Below are 26798 nucleotides of genomic sequence, written 5' to 3' on the forward strand. Positions count from 1 at the left end.
TCCTCGCGTTTCGATGAGTGCTTTTGGTCGGGCATGTCGAGCGACTAGTGATTGGCGTGCTTACCCTGAAGTATTGGGCTCAGCGAAGTGAAGATTTCGGGATTCTCGATGGTCGCCGGCAGCGCTTCACTGCGCCCTTCGGCGATTGCCCGCATGCTGCGGCGCAGAATCTTTCCCGAGCGCGTCTTCGGGAGGCCGTCCACGACGTATAGTTCGCGAAAGGCCGCAACCGGTCCAACCTCTGCGCGGACAGAGGCGATGATCTGTTCTCGCAAGGTGTCCTCGGCAATGTTGGCCCCGGTTTTCAAGACCACGAAGCCCCGGGCCACCTGTCCCTTCAACGCGTCGGGTACTCCGATGACCGCGCATTCAGCGACGGCCGGATGAGCAGCCAATACCGCTTCCATGACCCCAGTGGACAAACGGTGGCCGGCAACGTTGATGACATCATCAGTGCGTCCCATGACAAACACGTATCCGTCCTCATCGATCAGGCCGCTGTCGCCGGTGAGATAGTACCCGTCAAACCGGCTCAAGTACGCCTTCCGATAGCGTTCTTTGTCTTTCCAGAGGGTGCTCAGCATGCCTGGGGGTTGCGGCAGTCTAATACAAAGCATCCCCTCGCTACCGGCCTCAACCGGATTGCCGTCCGGTGAGAGCACCCGAATGTCGAACCCGGGAACAGGAACCGAGGGCGACCCCGGCTTGAGGGGCATAGGGTCCAGACCGCGGAGGTTCGCGCATGCGGGCCATCCGGTTTCCGTTTGCCACCAGTGGTCGACCACCGGAACGCCCAGGATGTTGCCAGCCCACGAGTAAGTGTCTGGATCAAGCCTTTCGCCTGCGAGGAACAGGGTCTCCAGACTGCTGAGATCGTGCCCGTCCAACCACTTCCCGTCGGGGTCAACCCGTTTAATTGCCCGGATGGCCGTAGGTGCAGTGAGCAATACTTTGACTTTGTACTTCTCGATGATGCGCCAGAACGCACCTGCGTCCGGAGTTCCAACAGGCTTTCCCTCGAACATGACAGTAGTGGCTCCGCAAATAAGGGGCCCATACACCGTGTAAGTGTGGCCGACCTGCCATCCGACATCTGAGGCCGCCCACATGGTTTCCCCTGGTTGAACGTTGTACACGTTGGGCAGGGACCAAGCCAGGGCGACGGCGTGGCCGCCGTTGTCCCGGACTACACCTTTGGGTTTTCCTGTGGTTCCCGAGGTGTAAAGGATGTAGAGGGGATCGGTTGACATGACGGGTTCGCATTCGGCCGGTTCGGCAGCGGCAATGACGGCATCCCAATCGAATTCGCCTTCTCCCAGTTCCGACATGGACTGTTCACGTTGAAGGATGATCGTGGCATCGGGACGGTGGCTGGTCTTTTCCAATGCAGCCCGGATGATAGGGGTATATTCCACAACACGGCCTGGCTCGAGGCCACAGGATGCAGCCACGATGACTGTTGGCTCGGCATCGTCGATTCGCGAGGCAAGTTCAGGAGCGGCAAAACCACCAAAGACCACCGAGTGAATTGCGCCTAGCCGAGCACACGCCAGCATCGCAATGGCGGCTTCGGGAACCATCGGCATGTAGATCAGCACGCGGTCTCCGCGGCCTACGCCCAGGTCGCGAAGGGCGCCTGCGAACCGGCTGACCAGGTCAAGGAGTTCGGTGTATGTATAGCGTTCCGTTCGATTGGCCATTGCCGATTCCCAGACGAGGGCCAGTCGGTCACCTTTCCCTTGGACCACGTGCCGGTCAAGCGCGTTGTAACAGGTGTTGAGTACGCCGTCCGGGAACCAGTTGAAGAACGGCGCCTCGGAGTCGTCGAGCGCGCGATGGGGCTTTTCATACCAGTCGATCGCGCCGGCGGCTTCGAGCCAGAACGATTGGGGGTCGGCCATACTGCGTGAGTAGCTATCAGCGTATGCAGACATGGAATGCTTCACACTCCTGAAAAAGTTGAAAATTGGTTGGTTGCTGGCCTCGGTTGCGTCAACTGATTGCCAAGCCCGAGCTCACGTCGGCCGAGGGATGCGAAGCACGCCGCAACCATGTCGTTGGTCACGTCGACCGTGGTTGCCGGGTTCCAGCGGGGACTCCGGTCTTTGTCGATGACTTGTGCGCGGATGCCCTCACGGAAGTCGTTGCCTTCCAGAAAACGGAGACCGATGCGGTATTCCATGTCCAGTGCTTCCTCAAGAGCCAGATCCCGCGCCCGCGCAAATCTAAGTGCCTGAAGTGTGACTTTGAGGGCCGTCGGTGACTTGGCCTCGATAGTGTCCGCTGCGTGGTCCGCCTCCGGTACCGATGCGGTCCGTAGACGACGCACGATTTCGCCGACGTCGTCGCTCGCGTAGGCATGGTCTATCCAGGTCCTCTCTGCAGCCAGGCTGGAAGGCGGTGGCTCCTGGACGAAGCGCGCGACGGCGTCGTCGGCAGACTCCTCTTCCAGCGCCGTCGCAAGTGAGTCCAGTCTGTCGCCCGCAACGAAGTGGTCAGCGAGGCCAAGGTGCAGGACGTCGGCGCCGTCGAGGTGGGCACCTGTCAGGGCCGCATGGGTTCCGGACTCACCAGGGGCTGCCGCGAGCAAGAAGGTACCGCCGACGTCGGGAACGAAACCAATCGTTGTCTCCGGCATCCCCATTCGTGTGCGCTCGGTAACGACACGGTGGGAGCCGTGGGCCGAAATGCCCACACCGCCGCCGAGCACCAGACCGTCCATAAACGCCACGTACGGCTTGGGATAGCGGCTGATGAGCGAGTTGAGACGGTACTCCCTGGCCCAGAACTGCGCAGTGGCGCTGCCGCCGTCGTCGACTATGTCCCGGTAGATCGCCACGATGTCGCCGCCGGCGCAGAGGCCGCGTTCCCCGGCGCCCCGCATCAGGACCGTCCTCACCGCATCGTCTTCGGCCCACTCGCCAAGCTTGGCGAGCATTGCTTCCACCATCTGTGGGGTTAGCGCGTTGATGTTCCGGGGCCGGTTGAGCACGATGATGCCGAGCCGGCCTCGACGTTCGAAGAGGACTTGGTCGGTGGGCATGTTCAACTTCCGGCAGGCATGACGAAGCTGGCGCCCCCGCGGATGCCCGACGGCCAGCGGCTGGTGACAGTCTTGGTTTTTGTGTAGAAGCGGAACGCATCCGGTCCGTGCTGGTTAAGGTCGCCGAAGCCAGATGCTTTCCAGCCGCCGAAAGTGTAGTAAGCAATCGGGACCGGGAGCGGAACGTTGATTCCCACCATGCCGACCTCGACCCGGCTGGAAAAGTCGCGCGCCGCATCGCCGTCGCGTGTGAAGACCGCGACGCCGTTGCCGAACTCGTGCTCGTTGCACAAGCGCAGTGCTTCGTCGTAGTCCTCGGCGCGGACAACGCTCAGCACGGGACCAAAGATCTCCTCTTTGTAGATGCTCATTTCCGGCGTCACGTGGTCGAACAGGGTGGGGCCTACCCAGAATCCGCCCTCATAGCCCTCTACGGTTGGTCCACGCCCGTCCACCACCAGGGTGGCTCCTGAGTCCTGACCGGCGGCAATGTAGGACTCGATGCGGTCCTTCGCTGATGCAGCAATGACCGGACCGAAGTCGCTGGCCTTATTCATGCTGTGCCCGACGGTGAGTTTGTTGATCCGCTCTTTGAGCTTGGCAACCAGCGCGTCGGCCGTCTTTTCGCCCACCGGCACTGCGACTGATATCGCCATGCAGCGTTCGCCCGCGGAGCCGTAAGCCGCGCCGATCAAGGCGTCAGCGGTCATATCCAGATCGGCGTCCGGAAGGATCACCATGTGGTTCTTGGCTCCGCCGAAGCACTGGGCACGCTTGCCCTGCGCGGCGGCCGTCGCGTAGATGTACTGAGCGATCGGCGTGGAGCCAACGAAACCAATTGCTTTGACGCGCGGGTCCTCAAGGAGAGCGTCAACGGCTTCCTTGTCGCCGTTGATCACGTTGAACACGCCGTCCGGCAACCCTGCTTCGGTGAGTAGTTCCGCCAGACGAAGAGGAACGGACGGATCGCGTTCGGAAGGCTTGAGGACGAAGGCGTTGCCGGCAGCCAACGCGGGTCCAGCCTGCCACAGGGGGATCATGGCTGGAAAATTGAAGGGGCTGATGCCCGCGACGACGCCGAGCGGCTTCCGCAGGGAGTGGACGTCGATTCCCGTCCCGACACTGTCGGAGAACTCACCCTTCAACAAATGAGCAGCCGCTCCAGCTGAGAATTCCACGACCTCAAGGCCACGCTGGATGTCCCCCTTCGCATCGGCAAAGGTCTTGCCGTGCTCAGATGAGAGCATTTCAGCGAGCTCGTCCAGATGTTCATTGACGAGTGCGACGAACTTCAGCAGGATTCGGCCGCGGCGCTGCGGGTTCATCGCTGACCATTCCGCGTGACCCTTTTCGGCATTGGCCACAGACTCGCTTACCTCTGCGGGGGTGGCAAGCGGGACACGTGCCTGCACCTGTCCGGTGCAGGGGTCAAAGACGTCGCCGAAGCGCTTGGACGTGCCCTCCGTGCGTGTTCCGCCAATGTAGTGCGTGAGTACGTTGACCATGAAATGCTCCTTTGCTTCTGGATCACTGGCCTCGGTTCCGTGGGCTGGGTGATCCATCATCTGGTCGAAGGTCTGGGGGATTCCAGCTTTCTGCTGGGCCGTTGATTCAGCGTCCCACCGCCTCAACGGTGCGAACAAGCGCAGTTAAAGCAGATGCCATGTGCATACGTGCACATGGCATCAGCGATGGGTCGGCCCTTGTTCCGACGGTTAGGCCATCAGTTCGTCTTGGCGGCTGCGGACTTCCGACAGAACGGCCTTGATGACGGCCTGGACGGCAGGGGAGCGAAGTGATTCTGGTCTGGCCGCGGCCCAGAAACTGAGCCGCCGTTCAAAACCATGCGGCAGTACGGGGACAAAACCCGGGAGTCCGTAGACCATGAAGGAGGGCAGGAGGCCGATTCCGCCGTTATGTCGAACCGCCTCCAGCTGGGCAAAGAGGCTTGTTGCCTGAAAGTTTGCCGGACTCTCTGTCAGGGTTTGCGAACGGTGCCCTATTTCGACAACTTGAAGAAGTGACTCCACGTAGGACACGAAGCTGTGGCTTTGAAGTTCCGGAAGTGTTTGGGGCGTCCCGCGCTCTTTCAGGTAATTTGGGCTGGCATAAAGGCGGAGGACGTAGTCAGCGAGGAAGATTGTCTCAGTTCTCCCCGCCTCCACGATGCCGGCGACAATCTCAAGATCCACGCCGGACCTGTTCCGGCTCAGCTTGCGTGTGGCATTGAGCATTTCGATCCGGAGCAAGGGGTTTCTGCGCTGAAGCCGCACGAGCGCCGGCGTCACGAACATGGGTCCGAACACGTCGGGGGTGCTGATCCTGACCAAACCCGAGAGCGAATCGGAAGTGCGTTCCAAGCCGGCCGCAAGGCCTCCCAAGCTTCGCTCAACGCCCTCTGCCGCAGCGACCGCCTGTCGTCCCAACTCGGTCAGCTCCCAACCATAGGGAGTGCGTTCCAGGGTGCGGCCGCCCAGACGTTTATCCAAGGCGATGATCCGCCTCGAGATGGTGGTGTGGGTGGTTTCCAGCGCCTCAGCGACCGCGTTGAATCTACCCAAGCGGGCAACAGTGAGCAGGACGAGAAGATCGTCTGCGCTTGGAAGTCCTTTAAAGTCCAACGTTTCGCCTCCTGTGCATCAACGCACACTATGTCTGCCTAAACAAACCTTTAGTAGGACTTCCTAGTATCTACTAGGAAGTCCTACTATGAGGACCTGGTGCGTTTCTGCTGCCAGTAAGCCCAGTCAAGCTACTCCTGTCAAGGATGAAAGGACACATGCCCATGAAACTGGAAGAAAGAGTCCGCAACCTGCCCGACGAAGTGGCGCCAACCATAGTGCCGCCTTTCCCTGATGCCGACATGATGCATATCTTGGATCTGCTCCCACCGGCCGAGCGTTCCCGGCTGTTGGACATCCGTAGATTTCTTCAGGAGGACGTCCGGGCAGCAACCATTGACTATTGGAACAGGGAGGAGTTCCCGTTCGAGCTCCTGCCCAAGCTCGGAGCCTATGGATTGGGAGGCTTGCAAACGGACGGAACATCAGTCCTGTTTAAGGGACTCGTATATGTTGAGGTCGCTCGAGCGGACGTCTCACTGTCAGCCCTGGTAGGCATCCACAATGAACTCATCGTGGGAATGATTAACGCATTGGGGTCGCAGGCCCAAAAAGACCGTTGGCTCCCTGGTCTGACCTCATTCCGGCAACTCGGCGCATTTGCCCTCACGGAGCCGGACCATGGTTCAGATATAGCCGGCGGCGTTGAGACTACTGCCCGCCTTGAAGGCGGGGAATGGGTCATCGATGGTGCAAAACGCTGGATAGGCTCGGGTACTGTCGCCGACTTCGCTTTGGTCTGGGCCCGGGATGTCGCGGATGGGCAGATTAAGGGCTTCATTGTTGAGACGGATCGCCCCGGATACTCGGCAACGAAAATCTGCAACAAGATCGGTTTGCGGATCATGCAAAACGCCCACATCGAGTTGCGGTCCGTGCGGATTCCCGAAGCAAACCTCCTGCCGGGAGCGACCGACTTCTCGAAAGCAAACGACCTCTTGCGGGATTCCCGGGCATGGGTAGGCTGGCAGGCCGCCGGCATTCAGCTCGCGGCATTTGATATCGCCCGCGCCTACTCGCTGAAGCGAAAGCAGTTTGGTCGGGAACTCGCTAAGTTCCAACTGGTACAGCAACAGCTGGCCGAGATCATCGGGAACGCCACGGCGTCGCTCGGATTGATGGCACACCTGGCGAGAATACAGACCGATGGAAAGCTTGAGATGGCCCAAGCCGCCATGAGCAAGGCAACCACCACCCGGATGGCGAGGGCTTCGGTAGCCATGGGCAGATCCCTGCTTGGCGGAAACGGGATAAGCAGCGACTACGAAATGGGCAAGCTGCTGGGGGACGCCGAGATCCTCTACACATACGAGGGAACCTACGAGATGAATTCACTCATTGTCGGCCGTGCCGTCACCGGAAAATCCGCATTCGTCTAGTCCTGAGCTGATCGGAACGCACTATACGTATGCGGCGGCATTCACCGTGAGCGTTGGACGGTGGAATCGCGGGAGGAGGACTAGTTCCACCGCTTTGGGGGCTGGGATGTGTGGTCAGTGCGCAGAGCTGGTGTCGAGGTCTTCCATGGCCCAGGTGAGGACCCGGAGATCGAATCGTGGCAACCGCAGTGCTCCGTGAACGAAGGCGTCGAATTCGGGTTCGGAAGCGTTCCCGCCTTCAGCCCAGTACCTGAGCCATAGACGCTCAAGGGTGATTTCGTGTTTCGCTATGAGCTGTCGTGCTGTCTTCCGTGGGTCATCCATGCCGTATCCCCAGTGTCGTTGATGATCTTCAGCGGCTCAATGGTCAGTTTACTTACGATGCCGGATTTCCTCGACATCCGCGCCCAAAAAGCTGATGCGAAAAGGGGAATGGATTCCCAACATCAGCGGGATTCTGCTGGGAGTGACAGGATTCGCTTCGAACGCTGTGGATCGAGGCGGTAGAGCAACTGAACGCTGACCTTAAGGCGGCTATGACCTCCCGGACCACCATAGTCCTGGCTTGCGGCGGGCAGGTTTCAGGCCGGATTCTTGAGCGATTACAGTTTGAGAGTGAATTTCCACGCATTCAAGCGCTTCATCGATCTCGCACCTGCTGCTGTCGATGCAGAGCCTGTCGTCCAGGTTGAAGAACAGAACAGCGACTACGAATCCGGGGTTGCACGCATCGGGAACGAGCAGTGGCGAATCCGCACCGCCCGGATCACACCGACGAAGCCGGGCGCCTTCGTCGCGGTCTGGAAACGCGGCGAAGGCGGATCCACCAGGCCCTTCACGGCTAACGAGTCGATGTCTGGACTGCTCGTCTTCGTAGAGGAGCAGGAGCGGTTCGGGGTCTTCCAATTCACCACGGAGCACCTGACCTCGCTCGGATACGTCAGCTCCGACTGGCATCCCGGCAAACGCGGATTCCGCGTCTATCCCGCATGGTGCACCGACCTGAATTCTCAAGCGTCACGCACTCAGCGCGCGCAGGGGTCTGTGTTCGTCGAGCTTCCTTGAAGCAACGCGTCGAGGACCGTAACTGAAAACGAGCAGGCAATCCAACATCTCCCGTAAGCCGACCGCTGACCGTGCCGACCGGACCCTGCGACTCGTTCCGCGGTGGTCGGTCCGACGCCCTCGGGAGGCGAGCCTGACGACGCCTTCGGCTCGCTGCAAGCACCGAGCCGAAGGCAACGTCCGGGAGACACGCTCCTCGGGCAAGTACCCGATGTGATCAGCGAACCGTGAATATCGTTCGGTGCCGGTCCCTTTCTACTGTCCCGGTGAGGTCGAACATCAGTTCACATGATGTCAAGCAAATGCTTAAACTTGGCAACTCGCGCGACCTCGAAGGCATGTTGACTCATCCCATGCGCGTCAGGCTTGGGCTAGCGGGGGAGCGGGCCACATTGGCCTTTTTGGCGGACTTCAATGCGGTGGAAGGGGATGTATATGGAATCCGAGGTGGCTCTATGGTTCGGGGTGTGCCACTCAGGCGGCCGGTCCGTCCTCCCGTGCGCCAATGGGGCCGGCGGTCTTCGCGATCATCCTGAAGGTCTTACCGGCAGCCGGGGCAAGATCCTGGAGCGGCTCACCGGCGAAGAACTCGCTGCCGGCAAGGTGAAGCACCCCTACACGAAAGCCCTTCTCGCCGCTACGCCCTCCATCGCAGAACGCAAGGCAGAGCTCGTCACGGTTTCGGCCAAGGACTTCGCATTGGATGAGGTTTTCGACGACGATTCCGCCACTGGCACCCGTATACCCGACGCCTTATTGACTCCGTGCCTGGAGGGCCTGGTTTCGACATCGGAGAACGGAGGGTGGCGGTTCGTTAAGCGGGACAAACCGCTGCGAAATCCGCATTTTAGGCCCGGGGCGGATTGTGTCCTGATGTTGCCGGAGACATGCGTGTGAGCGCAATGGCCCGTTAGCGTCGGTGCCCTTGGGCGAGGGGGCAGGTGAACGGGTCTGCGGCCTTGAGTCCTACCTTGTTGAGGTAGCGGATAACGATTCCGTAGGAGCTCATCAGCCCAGTCTCGGTGTAGGGGATGCCTGTGAGAGCGCAGTGTGCTTTGACCAACTGGCTGGCTTCGCGAAGATGCCGACGGGGCATGTCGGGAAACAAATGGTGTTCGATCTGGTAGTTGAGCCCACCCATGAAGAACGTGACGAATCCACCGCCGGTGATATTTCGGGAAGTGAGCACCTGCCGGGTCAGGAAGTCGGCACGGCTGTTTTCGGGAAGTATCGGCATTCCTTTGTGGTTTGGTGCAAAGGTTCCGCCCATATACAACCCGAAGACGGCGACCTGAACCCCGATAAACGCTGCGGCGACACCAGGGGACAGCACAAGGAACAGCAATCCGATGTAGGTGCCGAGGCGCAGACCCAGCAGGCCAAGCTCAAGCCATCGGTACTTCACCGGCCCGCGACGCAGCAGATACTTCAGCGAGTCGATGTGCAATGTCCATCCAAGGAACAAAAGCAGCGGGAAAAGGAGAAAGCCCTGTCGCTTGCCGTAGGCCCGGGAAAAGCGCCCACGCTTGGTCGGCACTTCGTTGTGGAAGACGATGGCGCCGGGAGCGATGTCCGGATCCTTATTAACCACGTTCGGTCGGGCGTGGTGCCTTGAGTGCTTGTCGGTCCAGTAGGCATAACTCATACCCACCATCAGGGTGGCGATCAGGCGTGCAGTCCACTCATTTGCAGCCCGGGAGGAGAACACCTGAAGGTGCGCAGCTTCGTGGCCGACCAACGCGAACTGCGTGAACACGACACCGAGCACGGCCGCGACTGCAAGCTGGAGCCAAGAGTCGCCTAGAAGGAAGAACGCCACCCAGACAGCGGCGCCCGCGACGACCAGGAGCATCAAGAGCAGGAGGTAATAGCGCCGGCACCGCTCAAGCAGCCCGGCCTCCTTGACTGACGTCAAGAGGCCCGCGTAGCTGTTGGTGACTTTGTTGATCCGGATTCCGGGCGTTGCATGCTTGGATATTGGCGTGAGCGTGGGTACGACCGGCGGGGGCTGATGGGTTGAGGTCAAGGTGTTGCCTCCTCGTGCGCGCTGGTGATGCGCTGCCGAGGTCTGGGGCAACAACACCAGCGTAGGCACGAAGGGCGATGTGAGTCCAGAGGGAATGGACCTTGCCGGGCAATCCTTTCAAGTGGGGCGTGCCCGGAAAGTGCTAGATCATCAAAGTGCGCTTGATGATGCTTTCGGCGACGTCGTGAAGGTTTTGCCGGGAGGAGCGGGCATGTGCGCGTAGCACATTGAAAGCACTGTCCATGTCGAGGTTCTTGGTCTGTGCGATGACACCCTTGGCCTGCTCGATGAGCACCCGGGTGGTTAGCGCGCGTTGCAGTTGGTCGTTGAGGACGCCCGCTTCGCGGATGGTGCGTTCCTGGAGAAGGCTGATGGTCGCCACGTCGGCCATGGCCTGGGCGATGGAGGCGTCTTCGGGGGTTAGGGCGCCGGTTTCGGCGCCGAACAGGCCCATGGCGCCGATGACCCTGGTGTGGACGCGCATTGGCACGGCGTGCACTGACCTGAATCCCATGTCCAAGGCAATGTGTTGGAATGCCGGCCAGCGGTCACCAAGGGTGCCGATGTCATCGACGGTGATGACGGTTCCGGTGCGGTAGCACTCCACGCAGGGGCCAGCTCCGGCTTCGAGTTGCAGCAGCTCCACCAGTTGGCTTTGCTCGCTGGTGGAGGCGAGCAGTTGCAGGTTCCCGTCGGCGTCGGAGAGCAACAGTCCGGCATGGGCGGCGTCGAGCAAGTCGACGGCGTCCTCCACGAGGGTGTGGAGGAGGTCCAGGACGTCGTAGTCAGCAACGAGGGTGTCGGTAAGCTTCACGAACGTATCGCTGAGACGCTCGGCTCTGCTTTTGTTTACCATGTCAGCATTTTACTGTGGACCGCTATCGGCGGCGTCCGGTGCCGGGGTGAAATTCAGCCGTCGGTTCACCACGTCCACGGCGGTGTCCTGCAGGGAACGTCCGCTGGCGAAGGCATGACCGCGGAGCAACAGCAACGCTTCGGCGGCGGTGCTTCCGGTCTGGACCAGCACCATACCGGTTGCCTGGTGGATTTCCCGACGGGCCACTGGAATGGCCGCGGATTCGGTCTCATGGTCTGGCATCAATCCCCGCAGCAAAGTCCAGGCGGTCCGGCTGGCGATGTGGGTGGCCCGGCTGATCTGGGCGGGACTGAATTCGCGCGGAGAAGTGCAGTAAAGTTCCGCCACACCGATGACCAGGCCACCGGCGAGCAACGGGAAGACAAAGAGCGCGGCTGCGTCGGTCGTGGCCGCAGCTTCGGCGAACGCCGGCCATAAGCGCACTCCGGCGGCGCTGAGGTCTGGGATCATGACCGGCAGTTGGGTGCGGAAAACATCCCACCGTGGTCCGTCCCCGAGATCGTACTGGAGCTCATCAAGCCGGGCGGCCGTAACGTCGGACGCGCACATCAATGTTTCGGCTGCAGAACCACCGAAAATGGAAACAGCTGCGCCGTCGATGGGCAGTTCCTGGAGGAATGCGGCACACAGATCGCCGTGGGGTCCATACGCCGCCGCTGAGGTCACCTCAGGCACGCTTTGTCAGCTCTTACGCGATGGCTCGGCTGCACCAACGACCACCATTCCTGTTTTTTGGAAGACAGCCGGACTCTGACTGCTTCCTCAACCATAAACCCGCCGGCGCTGGTGACTCTCGACGGCGGCTGTCATCACGGTCTGTTCACTCCCTTTCGCGGGGTTCGCCATTTTTCGAAGTAGGTTGAGGTGTGGGATTTGCTGACCCATTGGGCCGCACTTGGCCCGGCTGATGTTTGTTCTTCGGTGGTCGATCGAGCCAAACGAAGTGTGGACAATATCCACATTTCTGAACAACCAGGTGATGCGCGACTATTTGACCGGACAGGAATTTGCCAACCTGATGACCTCCCGAGGTATTTCACGGGACAGTACCGTTGTCATTTATGGTGACAAGCACAACTGGTGGGCGGCCTATATCCGCAACAACCCTGAGGAATACACGGGCGAGCGAACTTCAATCCCCGATTACCCGCAGGAGGGGGTCCTCCGCGGCGGGAAACTATGACGGCTCATGGACGGAATGGGGCAATGCTGTTCGGCTCCCATAGCAGTAGGTCATTGAATTTCCTGTTTGGGCCCCGACCCGGTTGGCCTGGAGGCCATGGCGAGTCTCAGGATGATGGTGCGACGTCGATGAGCACCTTCCCGATGGTGCCCTGCTCCACGGCATCATGTGCCGCGGCGGTATCTTCGAGCGGGAAGCGGGTCAGCGGCAGGCCGTGCGCTTCGCCGACGCGCAACGCGCCGGCCTTCAGCGCCTCAAAGACGGCTGCCACGGCGTGCTCTTTCTGCTCGTCCGTCACGGTGTAAGTGAGAATGAACTGGTATCGGACGTTCTTGGTCATGCTTTCGCGGATTGGAACTGTCACTGTTTCTCCGGGGTTCGCCGCGTAGATGGCTATGGTTCCGCTTGGCTTGAGCACCTTCACGTCGGAATCGATGTTGGCTGGAGCGTTGACGTCAACGATGGTGTCGACCCCGCCGGGGGCGGAGCGACGGACGGCAGCCACGACGTCGTCGGTGCGGTAGTTCACGATGGTATGGGCTCCCGCGAGGCGTGCGAGTTCAGCTTTCCGATCTCCGCTGACAGTCGTGATGATGGTTGCTCCGGCCCAATTTGCGAGCTGAATCGCAGCGTGTCCCACTGCGCCTGCACCGCCGGTGACCAGTACCGTTCGTCCCGCCAACGCGCCGGGGGAGAGCCTGGCAGGGCCGTCCTCGTTCGAGGTCAGCGCCCGGTGCGCTGTCAGGGCGGGGATGCCGATGGACGCCCCCGTATCGAAGGACTCTGCGTCCGGAAGCGCCACTGCTTTGGCGGCCGGTACAACCGCATACTCCTGTGCTGTGCCCTCATGGCTGTCCCAGGCGACGTCCCAGAGCCAGACTCGGTCGCCGACGCTGAGTCCTGTCACTCCGGAGCCGATCTCGTCGATCACGCCGGCGCCGTCCTGGTTAGGAACCTTCGGCGCTTCCAGCGGGATGTTTCGTCCTCCGCCTGCCCGGGCCTTCCAGTCGGTGGGGTTCACCCCGGAGACGACGATGCGAACCCGAACCTCACCCGCGCCGGGGTCAGCCAGCGGCTTGTCCTGAAACTTCAGCACTGAGGACGAACCTGTTTCTTCGTACACAATCGCTTTCATGTCTTCTCCCATGAGCCGGGTACCCGTGGCCGAACCTACCGAACCACCCTATCGAAGGACGACGGCGGCAACTTCCTGCAACAGGTCCAATGATCCTGGCGGACCATCTGGTAGCCACATCAGATACCAGACGGCTGCGCCAAGAAGCCCTGCGAGGCCGTCATGTTGCCCCAGTGCCCGGTTTGTGGGGAAACACGAGCAGCGTGCTCGTGGCAGTGGCGAGGAGTTCTCCGTCGGCTGTGCTGAGGCGGGCTGAATCCTGCCTGGCGGCAGGCTGCCACCATTTCGTCGTGATAATCCGGCGAGATCGCGCGCGGAAGCCACACCCAGCTGTCGTCCCTGAACGGAGCCAGGTCCGCTGGCCTCTCGTCGGTGGCTTGCGCGTGCGTCGTCGGGAGTGCCAGGACGAAGTGTGCCTGCGGGCCACGACGCCCAGCAGGAAGCTGATACTCGTGGGGCCAACCCCACGCTGGTCGGAAATCGAGTACTACAGTGGATGTATGGCTGCCAGCCGCAATCCGCTCGATGACCTGCGCGAAACCATCGGTCATCTAGCCAACCAGCTCAAGCTGTCCGGTTCGGAGCGCGTCGACGACCTGGTCGGCGACCTCATGGGTGCGAAGCCCGGGCCGGGCCGGCCACTGTCAGAGGTGCAGGCCGAACTCGATGCGCTGGTTGGACTGGAGACCGTGAAGGAACAGGTGCGGGCGCTCGTCGCATTGCTCCAGGTCCAAGCCCGCCGTAAGATGCACGGCCTGCCGGAAGTGGCCACATCGCAGCATCTGGTGTTCCTCGGAAACCCGGGCACGGGCAAGACCACCGTGGCGCGGCTCCTGGCCGAGATGTACCGAGCAGTTGGTCTGCTGCAGAAAGGGCACCTGGTCGAGGTCGACCGTTCGGGCCTGGTGGGGCAGTACGTCGGCGCAACCGCCATCAAGACGGACCGGGTGATCCGGCGTGCGCTGGACGGCGTCCTGTTCATCGACGAAGCGTACGCGTTGACCCCGGAGGACGGCCGGATGGACTTCGGCCCGGAAGCCATCGAGGTCCTGCTCAAGCGGATGGAGGACCATCGCCACCGCTTGGTGGTGATCGTGGCCGGGTACCCGCGGCTGATGGAGTCCTTCTTGCTCTCCAACCCCGGACTGCGGTCCAGGTTCGCCCGAGAGATCACGTTCCCCGACTACTCCGTCGACGCACTCCAGACGATTTTCCACCAGATGCTGGTCCAGCACGAGTACACGCTGGAGCCGGGTGCGGACCAGATGCTGCGCCGCATCCTCACCGGGCTCCACGCGGGCGAGGACTCCGGCAACGCACGGTTCGCCCGCACGCTGTTCGAGCAGGCGCTCAACCGCCAGGCGCTGCGGCTGTCGCGCGACAAGGAACAAAGTCTCGACGCGCTCGATCGTGAGGCCGTCATGACGCTCACGGAGGACGACATCGTCGAGGCCGCGCTGGCCTTGGGCGAGGAGCCGGAGCCGGAACCGACACCGCCACGACCGGAACAGTCACGCTGGTGGCGCTGGCTGGTCTGAGCGGATCCTGTGGCAACTGTCAGGCCAATGCCTGTCATTGGGGGAAGTCAGGTGTATCTGGCCGCCCAACGCAACCCAGAGATACCCATAGCGTTCTCGAGCCCTTTGGCATCCAGGCCACCGACACAACCCGTGCTGCCAGAAGCGACGTACGACCGCACGCAGGTGGCACCGGGGACCGGAAATGAATGTTGCCTTCCCAAGGCGGGGCCCGCCGTCGTTCCTTTGCGATCCCTGCCGCCTGCCCGGCCACGGATTCATGGAAGGCAGTGAGGGGGACCTGCAGAATACTGTTGGGCCGGCGCGCCCCGCTGGGCGGTCTGCTGATCTGGCCGGTTCTTAGACGAGGTGTGAGGCTGACTTCAGGGGGAAACGTAGGTTGCGCTGGTCGATGCCGGCCTGGGTTTCGGGAACCATGAAGTCGCGCGCCTCACTGACGCCCTCCTGGGCTTTTTGGACTGCTGGCCGCAGACGCGTTTCGTAGCGCTCGAAGGCCGCGGATGGTTCATGTCCTGATTCCGTGAGAGCCTCGGCCAGGATGGCGGCGCCCATCATTGCCAATGACGTTCCTCGTCCAGAGAACAGTGAGGCTGCGTGGGCCGCATCCCCGACCAGAACGAAGCGGCCATGCGACCAACGCGGCATGTGGACTTGGCTGACGGAGTCGAAGTAAATGTCTTCGGCATCACTTACTGCATCCAGGAGGAACGGTACGTGCCAGCCTTGCTCATTGTCGAACGCCTCGATCAGAAGGCCTTTCTGTGCCGCTGTATTACGGTAGTCGTAGTCTCTCTCGGGCGCCCGGAAGGCAAAGACACCAAACGCACGATCCCCGTAGTCGTTGATCCCCACCATGCCGCCGGGACAGTTATAGGTCCGGCTTTCATTGACTATATTTTTGGTGCCAGTCGGAAGATCGACGATGGCGTAGTAGACACCAAGGTGTTTCCTGAAGATGGATTCAGGCCCGAAAACCAGCTTGCGGATGGATGAATGGATTCCGTCCGCCCCGACGACAATCTGGTATCTATCATTCCTTCCACTGGCGAAGGCCACAGCCACCCCTGCGCCGTCCTCCGTCACGCTGACAGGCCAATCGCCATAAACGAAGTCTGTCGCCGTTCCGATTCTCGAGTGGAGGACGTTGATGAGGGCTTCGCGTGAAATTTCGATGTCGTCCACGGAATCGTTCGCCATTTCCACGGGCAACTCGGCTACTGCTTGTCCTTTGAAGTCGACGAAGGTGGTGAACACGGGCCGTTCGTCACTGGCGACCTTGTGTTGGCGTATGGTGTCCAGAATGCCCATCTTGTCGGCCACAGTCAGGGCTTCACCTCGGACGTCAATGGGGGAGCCAACGAGCCGCAGGTGTGGCGCCCGTTCCACAACGGTGACTTTGTAACCGATATCTGTCAGCTGGGCCGCAGTTGAAAGTCCAGCCATGCTCGCGCCCACGACGAGGGCTGTGGTTGGGGAGTTGGCGGCCCCTGTGTGGAGGTCATGGACGGAGGGTGTTGAGTGTGGCATTGGTGTCTTTCAGTGTTTGGAGTGGAAGAGTCTTCGTTTGGTGGCTCCGGCTGGCTAGGGCGCCAGGAGTCGGAAGCCAGATAGTTGAGCCAGTTTCATAAGTTCTCGTTCATAGGTGACCCTGTCGGGAAAGCCGTCGTACATGTGCTTGGGGTCCGAAACGGTGCCCAGAGAAGTGACCCGCATAAGCAGGCTTTGTACGACGATTTCGTAGAGAATGTCGATTTTCGCTGTGGCTGCCAGGGCAGGGCAGCTCCCCAACAGAGAATGACGCAGAAGCGTCTTGCAATTCTGATGGAACTGAAAGCCCCGGCGTCGCATGCCAGCAGTTCGCATGCTTCGCGGCTGGGAGGCTCTGGGACGCGCAGTGCTAGTCATCGGAACCCGACGGGTTTCTGCCGGCTGCCTTGGCCCAGCAGCTACGCAGAAAGGCCACCGCTCGGCCCACCACGTCCTCTTCCTCAAAAATCTTGTCCCCGTGGTCGGCCCCGGGCACGGTTACCAGAGTCGAAGAACGGCCCAGCTGCAACAGTCCTTGGTGGAAACGAAGACTTTGTCTGTAACCCACGCGGCGGTCTCTGTCGCCGTGCATGAAGAGGAAAGGTGGAGTGTCCGGATGCTCCGCGGCCAACCTCATCGGGTTGGCATCCAAGGCTCTCTCGCGGTCGAGGGCAGGATCAAATCCAAGAAACTGGCGGACGATGCGGGCCAACGCTTCCTTCTCCGCTACGTCGTCTTCGAGCGCATCGTCGCCAAGAGCAGCGAAGTCGGAAATCCCATAATGGTTGACAACGCATGTCACCCGTGCGGAGGTAGTGGTTTCCTGACCCACGGGGCGACCGAGAGGGAAGTCTCCGGTGACTGCGGCCATGGAAGCCAAGTACGCACCTGCTGAGCTACCCCACAGAGCCAATGCATCAGGGGCGAGATTGAACTGCGCCGCGTTGGCACGCGTCCATCGAACTGCGGCACGGACATCTTCAACGGGCTCCGGGTATTGGGCTTCGCCAGAGAACCTATATGAGATGGATACAACCGCAATCCCCGCTAAAGGTAGCGAACGCCATGGTCCCATGGCCTTGATCCCCCCCAGGAAACTGCCGCCATGTACATAGATAACTGCAGGAAATGGACCTTGTCCCCTGTCCGGCAAATGAACATCAAGCAGCAGTGGCCGCCAGCCCAATGGTGATGCGTACGGAATGTTTAGGAAGCTGGCGGTACCGGGAAGCAACCTCTGCGGCTGCGCCACGAGCAGTTCCGCAGGGGCCAATTTCTCATAATCGAAGGCCGGCATGAGTGATGATATGTGCGCTTGGCCGTCAGTTACGAGTGAGTCGTTCGTTGGCATTGCTGCCTCCGTTCTGCTGGTTTGGGGAGCACGGAAAGCGAATTCTGTTTCGAAATCATGGGCACGAAGATGCCGTGAACTAGCGTGGCCGTGGACGGGTCCGGGCTTTCGGCCCTTGGAAAGTCAGTATCTGTTGCGCAGGTCCCTGACTTTGCCGAGGTCATTCGAAACGGTGGGGAGATCGGTGCTGCTAGGGGAAGGTTCGCTGATGAGCTCCACAATGTAGTGAGTCGTTGGATGGTCGTCCAGGCTACGCACCCGGTGCGGAACCAATGGGCCAGATGCTCCAACGGTCTTGAATGCCACGTAGCCCGGCTCGGCGATCTGTTCAAGTGACCAGTCAGGGTCCCCGAGTTCCTGCCCTTGAACATGGCCGGCCTCTGGCCACAGAATAACGTGGTCGTGAAAATGTTGGTGGTAGTCGAACATTCCATGGGCGGGAATTGTCATCGACCACACACGCACGCGTTCATTCTCGAATATCAGCTTGTCGCCGGGAGTGGGTGGAAAAGTTCCCTGGGTCATGACTCTCCAATAGGTCGATCAATCACTAGCGATGGCAGACACAAGGCCTCGCGCCGAGCATGGATTGGATGTAAACATGTAGAATTGGATCCGATCTGATGTGATGAATATCGCATGAGAAGCCTCTCCACGTCAAGTTGTTTCGGAAGTTCGTTCTCTGCCGCAGGCGTGGACGGGCGGCTGGCTCGCGGAGGTCTACCAGGTGCCTCCTTCCCCCACTAGATAGGTTCGAAGATGAATGCCAAGGGCAACCCTTCCACTCCACGCGTTTCTGGCAAGCAGGAAACACTTGAGCTTTGGGGCATGGTGGCGACGCCATTCGGGCCTGGTGGGGGAGTAATCGACTTGGAGTCGCTGTCGCGGCTGTCACGGGTCTTGGTTGAACGTGGATGCACCAGCCTCGTGGGGTTGGGCGTGATTGCGGAGCCTGCGAGTCTGACCATGCGGGAAAAGGTCATGGCCATGGAAGCCATTGCCGGCAGCGCGGGGGGCTTACCAGTCGTAGCAAGTGTTATGAACCCCGGGTGGGCTGAGGCTCTGCTTGAGGCGCGTCAACTGACCTCGGCTCTGCCTGGGAAGCTGTCGGCCATCATGGTGCCCGTCTCCAGTAGCGACCCCCGAGAGTTTAGGGACTCTCTCCGTGCTGTTCACAAATCCACGGGCTTACCGGTGATAGTCCAGGACCTGCCCAGGGCCACAGGAATCCGAATCAGTGTCGAAGACCTCGCGGACACTCTCTCGGGTTTGGATTTCATCCAAGCGGTCAAGTGTGAATCGGAACCCACCTTCACGCGGATCAACTTTCTGGAATCGAGGATATCCTCGCGACTCATCGGCGGGTTCGGCGGCATCGGCTTGATTGATGATCTGCGCTCCGGAGCTGTTGGAATGGCCGCTGGCATTTCGAAGCCGGAAGTGCTGGCTTCAGCGTTGCAGAAGTGGCGGATGGGTGATGAACTTGGTGCAGCCAAAACGGTGGGCGAGATTGCAGGCCTTATTAACTTTGAGACCCAGCAGGGTGCCAGCATTGCAATTCGTAAAGAGCATTGGCGTCGACAAGGTGTCATTGAGCATGCTGCAGTAAGGCCGCCGACCACTGCCTGGTCGGCGGCCTTTGATGCGCATAGCCGGTTTTACGGATTTGTGTAGGCGACGGTCCTACGCGTGTATTTTCTGTGAATCCCTTGTCGGCGCGCTGGCGACCCGTCCATAGAAATGGCCAGCGAGTGCAGCAGCGAGCGTGATGGCTCCAGATAGCCCAACCCCCGTCGCCAGGTGCAGCCTCAGCAGCAGTGCGCCGACGGTGGCGCCTGCGCTAATCAGGAGAATCGCCAATAGCCGCCGGACCCAGGGCTGGGCCACGCGGCCACCGAGCCATGAGTCTGCGGAGAGCCCTGTGATGGTCGAAGTAACGACCACAGTTGTAACGTCCTTGACTGCCAAGTGACGTGCTGTGGCAGCTTGTGCGCCCATCGTCGTCGCGAGCACGCCTGCAACGATCACGTGGTTCGCGCCACGTGTGGCGTTGGGTTCAATCGCCAGGTAAACGGTCATTGCGCAAAGTATCAGGCCGATTGTCAACAAGATGGTCGTGGTAATTGAATTCCATGATGCTTCTATTCCCCTTAGGGCCCGCCCTGCAACGGCGGCGCCTGCCATGAAGCCTGCGAGGGCCACTGCCGGCCCGACTACCGGCAGCCCGTCCGCGCCAGCCAGTGCCATTCCGAGTATCACCACGTTTCCGGTCATGTTGCCCGTAAACACTTTATCGAGGCCCAAATAGCCCACGGCATCAGCAATACCTGTCGAGAAGGTCAGTGCGAGCATCAACCCCAAATGAATGGTTTGGACCGTGGGACGCCTACGGCTCACAGTTGTCCTCCCTTTCCAAGCAGGTGGGCAGGAACTGAGTGAGGATGCCTGAAAATAGTCATGACAGGATAGTATCCAAGAAAACCAATATTGAATCCAATGTGTCGGAGAAAGTTCTTCGGATCACCGCTGAGGGGTGGAACGTTGCACGTGAATTTCGACGAGCTCGCGGGCATGTGCACTGTGCTCTATTGTCAGCTCCCGGGCAGACTGAGCATCGCGGTTCTCAATCGCTTGGGCGATTTTCATATGCTCCGCAGCATTGTCGGCCAACAGCCGCGAATCCCCGCCAAGAGCCGACCAGGTGAGGTTTCTGGGCATTCGGTGGTGGAGTGCGCTGATACTTGTGCTGAGCTGTGCATTTCCGGCGGCTTGGATAACGGTGCTGTGAAAGAGTTCATTTGCTTTGTACCAGAGGTCCTTGGCCGCTGCCTTGGCTCCGGCTCGCGCCTGGGCAGCAGCTTCATCGAACCACTTACCTGCCTGGTGCAGGCGGTCGATATCCGCCTGTGTGCAGGCTCGCGCGGCCCGGTATGCTGCGTGGCCCTCAAGAACACCGCGAACTTCATAGGCCTCGGCAATGTCACGCATGGAGGGCATCTGAACCCGGGCGCCCCTGTTGGCGACAATTTCGACGACCCCGAGCGCCTGCAGTCGGTGCAGCGCTTCCCTGATGGGCATCCGGCTGACTCCGTATTCTTCGGCCAGCCGCTCCTGGCGGATCCAGGAGCCGACGCCGAATTCTCCGTCGCTGATTCGTTCCTGCAGGGCGTCGACCAATGACTCCACAGTTTTTGCGCGGACGTCCACCTGCTGATGTCTGGCTCCGAGCTCAATGGGATCCGTCATGAAAGCCCTCCGGTGTCGATGCTTGTGGTCCAATCAATTGGATCCTATCTGAGTTGCGAGCCTTGTGCCCTCCGCAGATATAGGACGCGTCCGTTATGCAGGAGCACAGGGATTATCGGCCGGCGGCATACCCTTGATTTCCACGGGGGTTGGCGGCTGCCCCTAATTCGCCAGTGGATGGCTCCCTCGTCACGGTAGACATCCTTCCCAGAGACCAGCCGTCCACCACGGTGACATCATGGCCACGCTCTCGCAGTTCAGCGATTACGTCGGCTGGAAGGCGGCTCTCGGCTACGACTCCGGTCGCGTTCCACGTGCGGGGCCAGAATGAACTCGCCAAGGCGCTGGTATGGAAGGTTGGAGCATCGATGGCCTCCTGAGGCGTATAGCCACCCACAAGGGTCCGGAGGAGATAGAGCAGCTGCCACTGGTCCTGCTGGTCTCCCCCCGGCGAACCGAGGGCAGCCACGGCATGCCCCCTGCGCATAAGAAGCGTCGGGCTCAGCGTTGTCCTTGGCCTTCTGCCCGGCCGGAGCGCCGACGGGGAAGTCTCGTCCAGCCAGGACATTTGGAGTCGCGTCCCCAGGGGGAACCCGAGCTCGGGTATGACGGGCGAGGACTGTAACCATCCGCCGGAGGGCGTTGCGCTGATCATATTGCCGTCCTTGTCGACGACATCCAAATGGCAGGTGTCGCCACGGGTTTCTCCGGATATCCGAACTGTAGGTTCGCCCGCCCCGAGTACAGACGGCTCGTCAGCGGATGCTCTAAGCTCGGGAGGTCGGGGAGAGATCCCGTGCAAGGATCCAGGCCTGAAGGACGTCGACGCGTAGTCCGAGATTTGGCTGGCTCTTTCTTTGCCGTATGCATCGGAGAAGAGCTCAGCGAGATTCACCTTTGGCGTGCACGAGTCACCGTAATAGGAATCACGATCGGCCATTGCCAACTTCATGGCTTCTATGACGGTGTGCGCGCCGAGAGCTGTTGAGGGGTCAAGATGCCTGTCGTCAAAATTCTTTAAGATCGACAGGACTTGCAACAGTACGGGACCCTGGGACCAGAACCCGGCCTTTACGATTTCTGTGCCATGGAATTCCAAGGCCAGCGGACTTTCGATGGAAGCGGCGAAGTTTGCGAAATCGCTGAGCTGAATCACTCCTGCATGGTCGGTGCCGGACGAGTGGCGGTGGGGAGCGCGGGCGAATTCCACCAGAGACTTAGCTACGAAGCCCTCCTTCCATTCCGTCAGTGCTGCCTGGATGCGCGCTTCACGTGTACTCGCGTTGTGGCCTGCTGCGATCAGTTTGCGCAAGACCATGGCATAGGCGCTGTTCTTGACGTTCTCGCCCGCCGCTGGCAGTCTGCCCTGTGGTGTCCACTGGGCCGCGGAGCTGGGCCAGTGTTCTTCGAAATGACCAGCCATGGTCTCAATGACCGTGGCTGCTTGCTTACCTATGGGATGGCCGTTTTCGGCATAGTGGATGGCATACCCGAGCACTTCGGCCAGCTCCCAGGTTCCCTGTTTGGCTAGCAGGAGCAGCCAGGCCTCCACGGCTCCAGGGACGGCGGCCGCCAGAGCGCCAGCACCGGGCACCGAGGTGAGCCCTTCAGAGGTGAAGTGCTCGATGGTTGCCTTCGCGGGGGCAGGTCCCTGGCCCATGAGGACCTGAGGTTCACGTCCGTGGGGTGCGTAAATGGCTACCAAGTCGCCGGCAGGACCATTCAAATGCGGTTCAACGACGTGCAGGACGAAGCCGGCGGCCGCAGCAGCGTCGAACGCGTTTCCGCCCCGTTCCAAAACCGACTGCGCGCTGGCTGTCGCCAGCCAATGCGTTGAGGCGCTCATCCCAAAGGATCCCTTCAGTGTGGGGCGCGTCGGAGAAGCCGGCGGTGTTGAGGTCATGGAGGAGAAAGTCGTCTGCGTCATACCCTCATTGTATTCAAAGCAAGACGTTTTGGATCCAATTAATCGAATCTTTTTGGTGGATGAGATTCCACGGGCAAAGGTGTTGACCTTCCCCAACCGGAATCCCTCGTCAGGTGGTCCAAAAGCGGCTGAACCCGATAGGGCAAGGGCGTCGAAACTGTGAGTGTCGTGTTGGTGTGCCGCACTCCGGGGATGTCCACCATTCTGGCAGCGGCGGACTGCACTCCTTGAAGGGTTGTCGACGCGACTCTGACCATGAGGTCCTCCCGGCCAGCTTGAGTGGTGACCTCCAAGACCTCGGGAATGCGACTAAGCGCTTCTACGACACTGGAGAGTTTTCGTTGGTCCAGCTCCAAGCCAATGAATGCCTGAACGGGTATGCCGGCGGCCTCCAGGTCCATGACAGGCCTGAAGCCCTTCAATATCCCCGCAGTTTCCAGGCGCTGGAGTCTACCCAGGACGGTATTGCGGGAGATGCCCAAGAGCCCCGCAAGTTCTGCTACGCCTGCCCGCGCGTTGCCGTGAAGGCGCCTAAGGAGCTCGGCGTCAAGCCGATCAATGCTGATCATTTTGTTCAGATGCCTTCCATGCCAAGCCCATCGACCTGAACATTTCGATTCGTTCGAGAGAAATCAGTTGACCACATCGTCCCCCTTGGCTCAAGGTTGGGGAACACATTGGTATTGGATCCAATGCTTGAGCAATCAGGAGGCAGCACGTGTGTGCGGCAATATTGGGCGGACCCGGCGTAGCTGGTAACGGCCACATCGACATCATCGATGAGCGGACCAGCGGTCACGAACAGGTTCGGATGCTTCGTGATGAGGACACCGGACTCAGGGCCATTGTTGCGATCCACAATTCGTCCTTGGGCCCGGCACTGGGGGGAACGCGTTTCTTTCCTTACAAGGAAGAATCGGACGCGCTTACAGATGTACTCCGGTTGTCGGAGGGCATGACGCTTAAGGCAGCGGCTGCGGGACTCCCTTTGGGTGGAGGCAAAGCTGTGATCATTGGTGATCCTCACGCTCACAAAACCCCTGGGCTATTGCGCGCTTATGGCAGGTTTGTCCACTCGTTTGGGGGCGGCTACATCACAGCCGGTGACGTGGGAACCACAGCAACCGACATGAATATCATCGGTTCGCAGACGCCATGGGTCGTAGGTCGCGACGCCGGCGGATCGGGTGACAGCGGATTTTCCACGGCTTATGGGGTCTTCGTGGCGATGCAGGCCGCTGCAGTTCACGTCTGGGGAAGCGAAGGACTTTCCGGACGCCGAGTCGGTGTTGAAGGTGCTGGCAAAGTCGGCAGTCAGCTGGTCAGCTTGCTGATCGACGCCGGAGCGCACGTTAATCTGGCCGACCGCAACCCGGCAGCACTGCAGCGCGTATCTGAGACAAACCCCCGGGTTGCGATTTCTCGTCGGGTCCTGGACCAAGACATCGACATCTACGCTCCCTGCGCCATGGGCGCCACTCTGAATGAGAGCACAATACCCATGGTCCGCGCGCAAATCGTCTGCGGTGCGGCCAACAATCAACTCCTCAACGCTGACTGCGAAGAACAACTGCAGTCCGCTGGCATTCTTTGGATTCCAGACTACGTGGCAAATGCCGGAGGGCTTATCCAAGTCTCCTCTGAGGTCACTGATTTGCAACCCGAAGAGGTAACCGACCGAATTGCAATGATCGGCTCAGCCGTTACGGGCATGCTCCAAGCAGCCGGTGACGTGTCAAGGACCCCGGCCGAGGCTGCCCGGGAACTTGTTGAGCGCCGTCTTGCTGACGCAGAAGGAATTCCCGCATGACCGCCGAACCTCTATCTCTACTGTCTCAACAGGGAACGTATCAACCCCACGAGTCGCTTGCCCTGGATCCGGATTCCGTTGACTCGCAGCGTCTTTTGCGGGACATGATCATGACCCGCCGAGTGGATACAGAAGCCATTGCGCTGCAACGCCAGGGAGAGCTGGGGCTTTGGCCGTCCCTGCTTGGTCAGGAAGCAGCTCAGGTAGGAGCAGCTTGGGCCCTCCATCCACAGGACATCGTCTTCCCCACCTATCGCGAACATGGCGTTGCCTGGTGTCGCGGGGTGGATCCGGTGAACCTGCTAGGACTCTTTCGGGGCACGACCATGGGCGGTTGGGACCCAACAGAGAACAACTTCAACCTCTACACCCTCGTTATCGGGGCCCAGACTCTTCATGCAGTTGGATACGCCATGGGAATCGTTCGAGACGGCGACGTGGGCACAGGCGATCCGGAACGAGACCGGGCAGTGTTGGTCTTCTTGGGCGATGGTGCGCTCAGCGAGGGTGAAACCAATGAAGCCTTCGTCTGGGCCGCTGCACAGAACCTGCCCGTTGTCTTCTTCTGTCAAAACAACCAATGGGCCATATCCGCCCCCTACTCGGTTCAAAGCCGCGTGTCCGTGGCGCAGCGCGCCCAAGGGTTTGGGTTCGAAGGCGTCCGTGTAGACGGAAACGACGTCCTTGCCTGCCTTGCCGCAACCCGGGAGGCGATGGCTTCGGCCAGGTCGGGCAACGGTCCCACCCTCATCGAAGCCTTTACTTATCGCCGCAACCCCCACACGACGTCCGACGACGACGGACGCTACCGCTCCGGGGCTGAAAACGATGCTTGGGCCGCCTTGGATCCCATCGAACGCCTAAAGAACTATTTGAAGACCTCCGGCACATTGGACCAAGCCTTTCTCGACGGAGTCGCCCAGGAAGAGGAAGAACTTGCCGAAAAGCTGCGTGCAGGTTGCCGTGAACTTCCTAACCCGGCTCCAGACCAACCGTTCCGGAATACCTATGCCGACATGCCGAAAGAACTTGAGAGTCAAATGAACGAACACTTGGTTTTCGTGGAGGCTGGAGAATGACGACTTTGCCGGGTACCATGCCTATCGCCCACGCCCTCAATGCTGGGCTCCGTGCCGCCATGGAGACCGACGACAAGGTCATGCTCATCGGCGAAGACATCGGCCAATTGGGCGGAGTATTCAGGGTCACCGACGGGCTCCAAAAAGGTTTTGGTGATCTTCGCGTAGTGGACGCGCCCCTTGGCGAAGCCGGCATCGTAGGAAGCGCGATAGGCCTGGCCATGGCTGGGTACCGGCCAGTGTGCGAAATTCAGTTCGACGGCTTCGTATTCCCCGCCATGAACCAGATCACGACTCAGCTGGCCAAGTACAGGCACCGCTCAGATGGCAGGGTCTCATTGCCGGTTGTGATCCGCATACCCGTAGGCGGCGGTATCGGCGCCATCGAACATCACTCGGAATCACCGGAGGCATACTTCACCCACACTGCCGGCTTGAAGGTAGTGATGCCGTCCACTCCACAGGAAGCATACGACATGATCCGGGAGGCGATCCGTAGCGACGATCCCACCATTTTCCTGGAACCCAAACGATCCTACTGGCTCAAAGGTCAGGTCAATCGGGCCAGCACACCAGGGCCTCTGGACAAAGCAGCAGTTGTCCGCCCTGGAGAAGACCTAACGCTAGTTACCTACGGGGCATTGGTGCCTGTGGCCCTCAAGGTCGCAGATGTCTGTGCAGAGGAGGGCCGCAATATCGAGGTCATCGATTTGAGGTCACTGTCTCCCATCGACGATGCGACGATCATCCAATCTGTGGAACGGACGGGCAGGCTGGTCGTGGCCCACGAAGCGTCACGTACTGGCGGCCTTGGCGGAGAGATCGCTTCGCGAGTTCAGGATGCCGCGTTCCACTCACTGGAAGCCCCGGTTCTCAGGGTCACCGGTTACGACACGCCCTATCCCGCCAGTCGCCTCGAAGAGGAATGGCTGCCGGGCCTGGACAGAATCCTCGATGCCGTAGACCGCAGCTTCACCTACTAACGGAGGCA

At 60.4% G+C, this 26798-nt stretch carries 24 protein-coding genes and 1 pseudogene; 9 read left to right on the top strand and 16 right to left on the bottom strand.

Annotated elements, in window-relative coordinates:
* Positions 1 to 44 precede the first annotated feature (44 nt).
* The 4 genes from LDN75_RS12435 to LDN75_RS12450 form a co-directional block, all read right to left on the bottom strand.
* Positions 45 to 1934, bottom strand: coding sequence for a propionyl-CoA synthetase (locus LDN75_RS12435; protein ID WP_263422323.1), 1890 nt, complete (start codon positions 1932 to 1934; stop codon positions 45 to 47).
* An 8-nt stretch (positions 1935 to 1942) separates the two neighbouring features.
* Positions 1943 to 3043, bottom strand: coding sequence for an enoyl-CoA hydratase/isomerase family protein (locus tag LDN75_RS12440; RefSeq protein ID WP_223932610.1), 1101 nt, complete (start codon positions 3041 to 3043; stop codon positions 1943 to 1945).
* A 2-nt stretch (positions 3044 to 3045) separates the two neighbouring features.
* Positions 3046 to 4548: a CoA-acylating methylmalonate-semialdehyde dehydrogenase gene (locus LDN75_RS12445; protein WP_223932611.1), complete on the bottom strand. Its 1503-nt coding sequence runs from the start codon at positions 4546 to 4548 to the stop codon at positions 3046 to 3048.
* 210 nt (positions 4549 to 4758) lie between these two features.
* Complete coding sequence (locus LDN75_RS12450) at positions 4759 to 5664, bottom strand: LysR family transcriptional regulator (protein ID WP_223932612.1); 906 nt, start codon at positions 5662 to 5664, stop codon at positions 4759 to 4761.
* Positions 5665 to 5828: 164 nt separating this feature from the next.
* On the opposite strand from LDN75_RS12450, the gene LDN75_RS12455 reads away from it, so the two are divergent.
* A complete protein-coding gene (locus LDN75_RS12455; RefSeq protein WP_223937573.1) occupies positions 5829 to 7043 on the top strand; it encodes an acyl-CoA dehydrogenase family protein in 1215 nt (404 codons plus the stop codon).
* A 114-nt stretch (positions 7044 to 7157) separates the two neighbouring features.
* Here LDN75_RS12455 and LDN75_RS12460 read toward each other — a convergent pair whose 3' ends face one another.
* Positions 7158 to 7367 carry a hypothetical protein gene (locus LDN75_RS12460; protein WP_223932613.1) on the bottom strand — a complete coding sequence of 70 codons (210 nt, stop codon included), beginning with the start codon at positions 7365 to 7367 and terminating at the stop codon, positions 7158 to 7160.
* 291 nt (positions 7368 to 7658) lie between these two features.
* On the opposite strand from LDN75_RS12460, the gene LDN75_RS12465 reads away from it, so the two are divergent.
* Both LDN75_RS12465 and LDN75_RS12470 read left to right on the top strand, forming a co-directional pair.
* Entirely contained in the window at positions 7659 to 8108 is a 450-nt protein-coding gene (locus LDN75_RS12465) for a MepB family protein (protein WP_223932614.1), read from the top strand.
* 435 nt (positions 8109 to 8543) lie between these two features.
* Complete coding sequence (locus tag LDN75_RS12470) at positions 8544 to 9005, top strand: hypothetical protein (protein ID WP_223932615.1); 462 nt, start codon at positions 8544 to 8546, stop codon at positions 9003 to 9005.
* A gap of 13 nt (positions 9006 to 9018) precedes the next feature.
* On the opposite strand, the gene LDN75_RS12475 is transcribed toward LDN75_RS12470, so the two are convergent.
* From LDN75_RS12475 to LDN75_RS12485, 3 genes are all read right to left on the bottom strand, one after another.
* The gene (locus LDN75_RS12475) at positions 9019 to 10203 is read right to left on the bottom strand and encodes an acyl-CoA desaturase (RefSeq protein WP_223932616.1); all 1185 of its coding nucleotides are present in this window, start codon (positions 10201 to 10203) and stop codon (positions 9019 to 9021) included.
* A gap of 73 nt (positions 10204 to 10276) precedes the next feature.
* Positions 10277 to 10990 (bottom strand): GAF and ANTAR domain-containing protein, encoded by a 714-nt coding sequence (locus LDN75_RS12480; protein WP_223932617.1) that lies wholly within the window; start codon positions 10988 to 10990, stop codon positions 10277 to 10279.
* Positions 10991 to 10999: 9 nt separating this feature from the next.
* Complete coding sequence (locus tag LDN75_RS12485; protein ID WP_223932618.1) at positions 11000 to 11686, bottom strand: GAF and ANTAR domain-containing protein; 687 nt, start codon at positions 11684 to 11686, stop codon at positions 11000 to 11002.
* A gap of 283 nt (positions 11687 to 11969) precedes the next feature.
* On the opposite strand from LDN75_RS12485, the pseudogene LDN75_RS12490 reads away from it, so the two are divergent.
* Positions 11970 to 12237, top strand: a pseudogene (locus LDN75_RS12490) (hypothetical protein); the annotation flags it as partial.
* Positions 12238 to 12300: 63 nt separating this feature from the next.
* On the opposite strand, the gene LDN75_RS12495 reads toward LDN75_RS12490, so the two are convergent.
* Positions 12301 to 13329 carry an NADPH:quinone reductase gene (locus LDN75_RS12495; protein ID WP_223932619.1) on the bottom strand — a complete coding sequence of 343 codons (1029 nt, stop codon included), beginning with the start codon at positions 13327 to 13329 and terminating at the stop codon, positions 12301 to 12303.
* A gap of 500 nt (positions 13330 to 13829) precedes the next feature.
* On the opposite strand from LDN75_RS12495, the gene LDN75_RS12500 reads away from it, so the two are divergent.
* A complete protein-coding gene (locus LDN75_RS12500; protein WP_223932620.1) occupies positions 13830 to 14867 on the top strand; it encodes an AAA family ATPase in 1038 nt (345 codons plus the stop codon).
* A gap of 339 nt (positions 14868 to 15206) precedes the next feature.
* Here LDN75_RS12500 and LDN75_RS12505 read toward each other — a convergent pair whose 3' ends face one another.
* The 3 genes from LDN75_RS12505 to LDN75_RS12515 form a co-directional block, all read right to left on the bottom strand.
* Positions 15207 to 16394, bottom strand: coding sequence for an FAD-dependent monooxygenase (locus LDN75_RS12505; RefSeq protein WP_223932621.1), 1188 nt, complete (start codon positions 16392 to 16394; stop codon positions 15207 to 15209).
* Positions 16395 to 16764: 370 nt separating this feature from the next.
* A complete protein-coding gene (locus tag LDN75_RS12510; protein ID WP_223932622.1) occupies positions 16765 to 17745 on the bottom strand; it encodes an alpha/beta hydrolase in 981 nt (326 codons plus the stop codon).
* A 123-nt stretch (positions 17746 to 17868) separates the two neighbouring features.
* Positions 17869 to 18270: a hypothetical protein gene (locus LDN75_RS12515; RefSeq protein WP_223932623.1), complete on the bottom strand. Its 402-nt coding sequence runs from the start codon at positions 18268 to 18270 to the stop codon at positions 17869 to 17871.
* Between the two features lie 234 nt (positions 18271 to 18504).
* Here LDN75_RS12515 and LDN75_RS12520 point away from each other — a divergent pair, with 234 nt between their 5' ends.
* Positions 18505 to 19419, top strand: coding sequence for a dihydrodipicolinate synthase family protein (locus LDN75_RS12520; protein WP_223932624.1), 915 nt, complete (start codon positions 18505 to 18507; stop codon positions 19417 to 19419).
* A 9-nt stretch (positions 19420 to 19428) separates the two neighbouring features.
* Here the strand turns inward: LDN75_RS12520 and LDN75_RS12525 are convergent, their stop codons facing one another.
* The 4 genes from LDN75_RS12525 to LDN75_RS12540 form a co-directional block, all read right to left on the bottom strand.
* A complete protein-coding gene (locus LDN75_RS12525; RefSeq protein ID WP_223932625.1) occupies positions 19429 to 20142 on the bottom strand; it encodes a YoaK family protein in 714 nt (237 codons plus the stop codon).
* Between the two features lie 123 nt (positions 20143 to 20265).
* Positions 20266 to 20991 carry a GntR family transcriptional regulator gene (locus LDN75_RS12530; protein WP_223932626.1) on the bottom strand — a complete coding sequence of 242 codons (726 nt, stop codon included), beginning with the start codon at positions 20989 to 20991 and terminating at the stop codon, positions 20266 to 20268.
* Positions 20992 to 21103: 112 nt separating this feature from the next.
* Positions 21104 to 22837 (bottom strand): gamma-glutamyltransferase, encoded by a 1734-nt coding sequence (locus LDN75_RS12535; protein ID WP_223932627.1) that lies wholly within the window; start codon positions 22835 to 22837, stop codon positions 21104 to 21106.
* Positions 22838 to 22956: 119 nt separating this feature from the next.
* Positions 22957 to 23487, bottom strand: a complete 531-nt coding sequence (locus tag LDN75_RS12540; protein ID WP_223932628.1) for an Lrp/AsnC family transcriptional regulator — start codon at positions 23485 to 23487, stop codon at positions 22957 to 22959.
* 149 nt (positions 23488 to 23636) lie between these two features.
* Between LDN75_RS12540 and LDN75_RS12545 the strand changes: the two genes are divergently transcribed.
* From LDN75_RS12545 to LDN75_RS12555, 3 genes are read left to right on the top strand one after another with little or no spacing between them, the layout of a single operon-like run.
* The gene (locus LDN75_RS12545) at positions 23637 to 24728 is read left to right on the top strand and encodes a Glu/Leu/Phe/Val dehydrogenase dimerization domain-containing protein (RefSeq protein WP_223932629.1); all 1092 of its coding nucleotides are present in this window, start codon (positions 23637 to 23639) and stop codon (positions 24726 to 24728) included.
* A complete protein-coding gene (locus LDN75_RS12550) occupies positions 24725 to 25807 on the top strand; it encodes a thiamine pyrophosphate-dependent dehydrogenase E1 component subunit alpha (protein WP_223932630.1) in 1083 nt (360 codons plus the stop codon). Before LDN75_RS12545 ends, LDN75_RS12550 begins: the two co-directional genes overlap by 4 nt.
* Positions 25804 to 26790: an alpha-ketoacid dehydrogenase subunit beta gene (locus LDN75_RS12555; RefSeq protein WP_223932631.1), complete on the top strand. Its 987-nt coding sequence runs from the start codon at positions 25804 to 25806 to the stop codon at positions 26788 to 26790. The genes LDN75_RS12550 and LDN75_RS12555 overlap by 4 nt, the downstream gene beginning before the upstream one ends.
* Positions 26791 to 26798 lie beyond the last annotated feature (8 nt).

The organism is Arthrobacter sp. StoSoilB5 (assembly GCF_019977235.1).
GTDB lineage: Bacteria > Actinomycetota > Actinomycetes > Actinomycetales > Micrococcaceae > Arthrobacter.

Bases quoted from the DNA above. Each gene is read 5' to 3' on its own strand.
- LDN75_RS12515 (WP_223932623.1), bottom strand. From the start codon at position 18,270: ATGACCCAGGGAACTTTTCCACCCACTCCCGGCGACAAGCTGATATTC.
- LDN75_RS12455 (WP_223937573.1), top strand. From the start codon at position 5,829: ATGAAACTGGAAGAAAGAGTCCGCAACCTGCCCGACGAAGTGGCGCCA.
- LDN75_RS12555 (WP_223932631.1), top strand. From the start codon at position 25,804: ATGACGACTTTGCCGGGTACCATGCCTATCGCCCACGCCCTCAATGCT.
- LDN75_RS12530 (WP_223932626.1), bottom strand. From the start codon at position 20,991: ATGACGGATCCCATTGAGCTCGGAGCCAGACATCAGCAGGTGGACGTC.
- LDN75_RS12535 (WP_223932627.1), bottom strand. From the start codon at position 22,837: ATGAGCGCCTCAACGCATTGGCTGGCGACAGCCAGCGCGCAGTCGGTT.
- LDN75_RS12505 (WP_223932621.1), bottom strand. From the start codon at position 16,394: ATGCCACACTCAACACCCTCCGTCCATGACCTCCACACAGGGGCCGCC.
- LDN75_RS12460 (WP_223932613.1), bottom strand. From the start codon at position 7,367: ATGGATGACCCACGGAAGACAGCACGACAGCTCATAGCGAAACACGAA.
- LDN75_RS12540 (WP_223932628.1), bottom strand. From the start codon at position 23,487: ATGATCAGCATTGATCGGCTTGACGCCGAGCTCCTTAGGCGCCTTCAC.
- LDN75_RS12470 (WP_223932615.1), top strand. From the start codon at position 8,544: ATGGAATCCGAGGTGGCTCTATGGTTCGGGGTGTGCCACTCAGGCGGC.
- LDN75_RS12480 (WP_223932617.1), bottom strand. From the start codon at position 10,990: ATGGTAAACAAAAGCAGAGCCGAGCGTCTCAGCGATACGTTCGTGAAG.
- LDN75_RS12445 (WP_223932611.1), bottom strand. From the start codon at position 4,548: ATGGTCAACGTACTCACGCACTACATTGGCGGAACACGCACGGAGGGC.
- LDN75_RS12550 (WP_223932630.1), top strand. From the start codon at position 24,725: ATGACCGCCGAACCTCTATCTCTACTGTCTCAACAGGGAACGTATCAA.
- LDN75_RS12520 (WP_223932624.1), top strand. From the start codon at position 18,505: ATGAATGCCAAGGGCAACCCTTCCACTCCACGCGTTTCTGGCAAGCAG.
- LDN75_RS12495 (WP_223932619.1), bottom strand. From the start codon at position 13,329: ATGAAAGCGATTGTGTACGAAGAAACAGGTTCGTCCTCAGTGCTGAAG.
- LDN75_RS12440 (WP_223932610.1), bottom strand. From the start codon at position 3,043: ATGCCCACCGACCAAGTCCTCTTCGAACGTCGAGGCCGGCTCGGCATC.
- LDN75_RS12510 (WP_223932622.1), bottom strand. From the start codon at position 17,745: ATGCCAACGAACGACTCACTCGTAACTGACGGCCAAGCGCACATATCA.
- LDN75_RS12435 (WP_263422323.1), bottom strand. From the start codon at position 1,934: ATGTCTGCATACGCTGATAGCTACTCACGCAGTATGGCCGACCCCCAA.
- LDN75_RS12500 (WP_223932620.1), top strand. From the start codon at position 13,830: ATGGCTGCCAGCCGCAATCCGCTCGATGACCTGCGCGAAACCATCGGT.